We start from the raw sequence: 6141 nt of genomic DNA on the forward strand, positions 1-6141 counted from the left end.
TTTTTCAAGTATATAAAGACTTAGAAAAAAAGAAAGTAGATGTAGGTGGATGGGGAGATGCTAAAGAAGCATACGATATTCTTAATAAATGTGTTGAGCGTTACGAAACTAGCGAACATAAAGCAAAAGGAGATTTTACTATATAGTATTATTTTTTAATAAAATGTTAAACCCTTTAAAGTATTTACTTTAAAGGGTTTTTTATTGGAATTATTTTATAGTATTAAAAACAACTCACTATATTTGTAGTGTGATACAGTTAACAACATTTTTATTTATAAGTGGAGCAGAAATAGGCGTTATTCTTATTATTGTACTTATGGTTTTTGGTGCAGATAAAGTACCAGAAATTGCACGTGGTCTTGGTAAAGGAATGCGTACACTTAAAGATGCTACTAACGATATTAAAGGCGAAATTACTAAAAGTGTTGAGGAACACGGTATAGATACCAGTATTACTAAAGACGTTAATGAAGAACTAAAAAAAGTAAAAGACGATCTTGAGGATTTTACAGGTTCTGTTAAACGTAGATTTTAATTCTACAAAAAATAGCTTTCTCTTATTTTATAAATCAGTTAGTTTATATTCATTAAAATGAATTTATAGATCGAGTATTCATTCGTTTGAATTATCTTTTTATCGATTAAAGTATTATGCATACATAGTATTTTGTAAATATTTAATATATTTAGTAAAATATTAATAAATCACCAAAATATTATGAAAAAAATCACCACATCCTTATTAGTGTTGTTTGTGTTGTTTTCTTGCTCTAAGGAAGAAAACAGTAGTACTTTAAAAGCAATACAACAGGATCCCTCACAACCCCTCACAATCAATGAAATTAATTCAAAAATTGAAACACAATTAAATCATGGGCTCACTTTCGATTGGAAAAATGAAAGCGATCATATGCTGTGGAGCGCAGTATACCATGGTAATAACATTTTAACCATAGGTTATGGAGAAGATGGTCAAAGTTTTAGTGAAACACCAACATCTAAATTAAATACAACTAAAGAGAATATTTTAAAATTAGTTGAAGCAAATGAAAATTATACACGCTCTAAAGAAACAGTAATAGAGCATGAAATTATAAATGTTATAGATGTTAAGGTTGAAAACTTTAAAACCATTCAAAAATTACGTAAAACTAAAGGAATTCGTTATTTACAACCTAATGGCTATAATCATTTTGGAAAGGAACTAGAGCAAAAGTCTAGTTCTGGCTGTGATAAAACAGGAGTAAGTATTAATGCAGCACATTACACGACAATTGCACCTAATAATGCACAAGTATCTTGGCATTTTAATAAGCATAATATACCACAGGCTTGGAACTATAGTACAGGAGCAGGTATAACTATAGGGTTAATAGATACAGGAGTTTCACAGTCGCAAGTATTATTAAATTCTTCAGGAATTAATGATGGATATTCAAATGGACGATTCGTACAGAAATACGGTACTTTTATAGACTCTAATTGGTGGTGGTCTAGTAATTATGATGGGCCACACGATAAATGCGGACATGGTACAGCAATGGCCTCTACTATGGCAGCTCCTAGAAACGATAACGGAATGCCAGTAGGTGTCGCTTATAACGCTAATTTAGTAGCCTACAGAGCAACAGAAGATGTCCTTTTAAACGATTACCATGAGCGTAAAGGTGTCTCAGCAGCATTAACTCAACTAGCCAATAGAAGCGATGTAAAAATTATATCGATGTCTATAGGTTATGTATGGTCTATAGGTAACATTAAAGATGCTGTTAAATATGCTTATAGTAAGAACAAACTTATCTTTGCAGCAGGAGGAACATCTACAAGTTTTACAAATGGTTATGGTGTTATTTTTCCTGCATCTATGAATGAAACTGTAGCAGTAACAGGTGTTACAGATGGAAATAATTATGAAAGATGCGATGTTTGCCATAGTGGTAGTAAAATAGATTTTACTATTATAATGGAAGGAGATAATAACACAAGTAAACATCCTCCAGTTTTAGGATTTTATAATAATCAAAGACGTTACACAGGAGGGTCTTCTGTAGCAACAGCAACAACAGCAGGAATAGCAGCATTAGTTTGGGCAAAACACCCATCGTGGTCTAGAACCCAAGTTTTAAATAAATTAAAACAGTCGGCAGAATTTTATCCAAATAAAAACTCAAACTTTGGTTATGGTAACATAGATGCTTTACAAGCAGTACAATAAAGTTAATTTAGCCTTAATAAAAAGCCCTTGAAAAATAATTATTTTTGAGGGTTTTTACTTATAAGGATGTTATGTATTTAGAAATCAAAAAGTTTAAAAGACATCTTCGCTGTCATAAACGTATTTGAGTAAAATATTAAATATGAAAAGAAAAATAACTATTTTATTCGTCTTTCTAGTATCTGTAATAGGATATTCTCAAACTGAAAACACCCCCTTAGATGTATTATTTGTTGGAAACAGTATAACCTATTTTAATAATTTACCACAAACTTTTGAAGCTATTGCAGAAGAACAAGGCTACCAAATAGACTTAGACCAACATACGCCAGGTGGAACAGGTTTTGTGCATCATGTAAACAATGCTGCATTGTATCAAAAATTTAGAGATAGAACATGGGATTACGTGGTTTTGCAACCTGGATCTAATGAATCTCCTGGGTTTTCATATTCTATAGATCAAACTATAGAAAGAGGTAAGCAACTGCGAGACTCTATATTAAAGTATAGCCCATGTGCTTCTATTTATTATTATGAAATAGCTTATGGTATTGTAGATGATACCCAAGCAAGTTTCGATCAATATTTAGAGCGCTCTCAACTTATAAAAGATAACATCACACAAATGTCTAATGAAACAGGAATTCCATTAGCGCCTGTAGGTGAGTGTTTTAAAACTTCTATGCTAACGGATGATTCTGAATTTTTATGGGGAGGCTATGGGGATATTCATCCAAATGCTAAAGGTTCTTTTTTAGGAGCTTGTACGTTTTATAATGCGTTATTTAAAAAGGAGATTATAAACTCTAATGTAAATGCGGGTTTAACAAATGAAGAAGCCAATTATTTTAGAGGAATAGCACAAGATGTAACGTTAAATAATTTAGACGATTGGAATATTTCTTCATTAACAGCAACAGCTTTGTTTACTATAGAAGCTGTTAATGATGGATCTGTTAATTTTATAAACCAATCTTCAAATTATGATGCAGATGCCGTACTATGGGATTTTGGAGATGGACAGACTAGTACAGATATAAACCCAAACCACACGTTCGATTTTAATGCAGCTTCCACATATCAAGTTGTATTAACTGTAAGTAAAAATTGTAAAGAACACCATCATATACTTAATATAACCCAAGAACAATTAAGTGTTAATACATACGAATTGGTTAGTAACGATATTAAAGTACTACCAAATCCAACAACAGATTTCGTAACAATTACATCTAATAATAATTATGACTTAGAGGTTTATAATTTGTTAGGAGCTAAAGTTTTAAAAACAAAAGCTTATAATAATAAACACATTAACCTTAAAAGTTTACAAAAAGGAGTCTACTTATTTCGCTTCTATAATGAAGAAAGCAATAATAGTATGGTGAAAAAAATTGTTGTTAAATAAATTTTACTTGTTTTTAAAGTCCTTTAAAAGACCATTGCAAATCCAACTGGCTAAGGCTTCTCTGTTTTTATAATTGAGAATACGTTTTTGATCTTTAGCATTTTTTATATTCCCTAGCTCTATATAAGTCATAGCTGGTAATGTGTTATTTACCATATATAAACCTCTAGACCTAATAGTGCCAGAATAAATTCTATTTGGTTGGTGTTTTGCATATTTTTGTCTAAACGAATTAAGAATATTTTCGGCTAGACGTTTTCCTTTTTTGCTGTTTTTATGATGATAAAAAAAGACATCTATATTTTTGTTTCTATTTCTACTATCTACATGCGTAACAATTAAACGTTGGTATTTACCGCTGTTTTTTAAGAATAAGTTATTTACAATTTGCGCACGCTGTCTTAATCGTAGTTTTTGGCTTTTAGAGATTTTTTTACCCTTATAATTAACTTCATCATAATCAATTTCTAGTATGCTTTCATCTCTAATGCCGTCATTGGTATCTTGTATAATAATATAAACTTTGGCGCCATGCGACAATAAATGTTTAGCCAAACGTAAAGTAACATCGTAAGCATATTCGTCTTCAGAAATTAATTTGCCTTTATACTTAGTCGTTGTTCCTGGATCTGGACCTCCATGGCCAGAAACTAAGTAGTATACTGCGCCTTTTAAATTGTTGCTTTTTACAATTATTTTAGAATGTTTTTTTCCAAAAAGGGGATAGTCTTTAGTTTTAGATACTTCTGTACTAGTTTTTATTATTTTACTGTTTGCCTCTACAGTTTTTGCAGCAGTAGTAGCTTTAGTTTTTACTACTGTTGAGGTGTCCACTTTTATTGTTGTAGTGTCTTTTTTAGGCAAAATATAAGTTTTACCTATGAACAGACCATTAGTTTTGGTTAGTTTTTTCTTGTTTAAAGAAATAAAAGCCTTGTAATATTGCCTAGGGTTTAAATTATGTTTTCTAAGTAATGAATATATCCCATCACCACGAACAGCAATAACGGTTTGCTCTGGTGTCTGAGCAACAGAAAAAAAACTTATTAATAGAAATAATTTAAGTAAATGTGTATGCATAGTTATAGTAAGCTGTAGCTACATAACGATAATAATACAAATTTAATATGTTACAAATAACATATATACTAATTAAAGGGAAGGTAGGTTTATAGTTGCTCCTTTAATTGTTCTATTAATTGCTTTGAAGCAGGAGTATTTTGTAGTTTCAACTCTTTAATCATAAGTTGTATTGTTTCGGTAGATAACGTTTCTTGAACGTCATATTCTAAATCAAAATTATATCCAAGAGTTTTAAATAACTCATCAGACCATTCATTTCTTACGCAATCCATAACCAGGTGAATACGGTTAGTATTACCTTTATTAGCAACACTATGTGGTAGATTTACATTGGTGTACCAAACTTGCCCAGACTCCATAACTATACGTTTGTCGTTTAATGTAAAATAAACTTCATCATTGGTAGTAATAGGAATATGCACTCTAAACAAACCATCTTCATATCCGCAAAAATCATCTACATGTGTATTTATATTTGCGCCAGGCGGTAAATTCATTAATCTAATGGCTTCTTTATCGCATAAGAATAAATTAATGCTCTCTCTAAAATAATGGCATTTTTCCATGACTATAGTATCCTTATACCTATGTTGTTGATTAGGTAGGGCAGCAGGAGCATTTAACTTTCCATCTATAGAGCGTAATGGCAAAATATAATTTTTACCATTATAATTAGCTGGAATGTAATTTTGTAGAAAATCGTAATTGAAACAAATATCTAAATCCTGTTTTAGTTTTATTGGGTTAAACTGAAAGGGAAGTTTAAAAGCTGCGTTTTCTGGAGCATAGTTTTTCATATAGTGAATATACGAAGTTATTTTTTTCTACTAATAGTTAAACCATCTCTAATAGGTAGCAATACCGTTTCAACTCTGTTATCCTCTTTTAATAATGTATTGTATTCTAAAACAGCTTTAGTCATTTTATCTTTAGGGTTTAAAGGCTCTATAACCTTTCCGCTCCATAATACATTATCTGAAAGAATAATGCCGCCTTTGTTCATTTTACCAATAATTAAATTGAAGTAATTAACATAGTTGTCTTTATCTGCATCAATAAAAACCAGATCGAAAGTAGTATTAAGTTTTGGTATAATGTCTAAGGCATTACCTAAATGCTGAACGATTTTTGAACCATATTCTGAAGCATCGAAATATTTGCGCTGAAAATCAAATAATTCTTCATTAACATCAATAGTATGTAATTGTCCTTCGCTTTGCATACCTTCAGCTAAACATAAAGTAGAATAGCCAGTAAATGTCCCTATCTCTAATATGTTTTTAGGGTTAATTAATTTAGAAATTATACTTAATACACGACCTTGATATGGGCCACTAGACATTCTTGGCTGCAATATTTTCTGAAAAGTCTCACGGGTTAATTTTTGTAATAATTCAGGTTCATTTTCTGTATGTTTTACAACATAATCATC

General features: G+C 30.7%; 7 protein-coding genes. 4 read left to right on the plus strand and 3 right to left on the minus strand.

Features of this window, described 5'->3' with window-relative positions; translation table 11 throughout:
- The 4 genes from ACVC2P_RS10970 to ACVC2P_RS10985 form a co-directional block, all read left to right on the plus strand.
- Nucleotides 1-146: inorganic diphosphatase (locus ACVC2P_RS10970; protein ID WP_452598522.1), on the plus strand; the 146-nt coding region annotated here is incomplete at its 5' end.
- Nucleotides 147-250: 104 nt separating this feature from the next.
- Complete coding sequence (locus tag ACVC2P_RS10975; RefSeq protein ID WP_452598516.1) at nt 251-538, plus strand: Sec-independent protein translocase subunit TatA/TatB; 288 nt, start codon at nt 251-253, stop codon at nt 536-538.
- 183 nt (nt 539-721) lie between these two features.
- Nucleotides 722-2218: a S8 family peptidase gene (locus ACVC2P_RS10980; RefSeq protein ID WP_452598517.1), complete on the plus strand. Its 1497-nt coding sequence runs from the start codon at nt 722-724 to the stop codon at nt 2216-2218.
- 142 nt (nt 2219-2360) lie between these two features.
- Nucleotides 2361-3626, plus strand: coding sequence for a T9SS type A sorting domain-containing protein (locus ACVC2P_RS10985; protein ID WP_452598518.1), 1266 nt, complete (start codon nt 2361-2363; stop codon nt 3624-3626).
- Between the two features lie 3 nt (nt 3627-3629).
- Here ACVC2P_RS10985 and ACVC2P_RS10990 read toward each other — a convergent pair whose 3' ends face one another.
- From ACVC2P_RS10990 to ACVC2P_RS11000, 3 genes are all read right to left on the minus strand, one after another.
- Complete coding sequence (locus tag ACVC2P_RS10990) at nt 3630-4706, minus strand: N-acetylmuramoyl-L-alanine amidase family protein (RefSeq protein WP_452598519.1); 1077 nt, start codon at nt 4704-4706, stop codon at nt 3630-3632.
- An 89-nt stretch (nt 4707-4795) separates the two neighbouring features.
- Nucleotides 4796-5506: an aspartyl/asparaginyl beta-hydroxylase domain-containing protein gene (locus ACVC2P_RS10995; protein ID WP_452598520.1), complete on the minus strand. Its 711-nt coding sequence runs from the start codon at nt 5504-5506 to the stop codon at nt 4796-4798.
- 17 nt (nt 5507-5523) lie between these two features.
- The coding region (locus ACVC2P_RS11000) for an O-methyltransferase (RefSeq protein WP_452598521.1) at nt 5524-6141 on the minus strand (618 nt) is incomplete at its 5' end.

It is taken from the genome of Pontimicrobium sp. MEBiC01747 (assembly GCF_053601635.1).

What these genes read in the sequence shown, in the direction of transcription:
- ACVC2P_RS10990 (WP_452598519.1), bottom strand. Translation starts at nt 4,706, where the DNA reads ATGCATACACATTTACTTAAATTATTTCTATTAATAAGTTTTTTTTCT.
- ACVC2P_RS10985 (WP_452598518.1), top strand. Translation starts at nt 2,361, where the DNA reads ATGAAAAGAAAAATAACTATTTTATTCGTCTTTCTAGTATCTGTAATA.
- ACVC2P_RS10980 (WP_452598517.1), top strand. Translation starts at nt 722, where the DNA reads ATGAAAAAAATCACCACATCCTTATTAGTGTTGTTTGTGTTGTTTTCT.
- ACVC2P_RS10995 (WP_452598520.1), bottom strand. Translation starts at nt 5,506, where the DNA reads ATGAAAAACTATGCTCCAGAAAACGCAGCTTTTAAACTTCCCTTTCAG.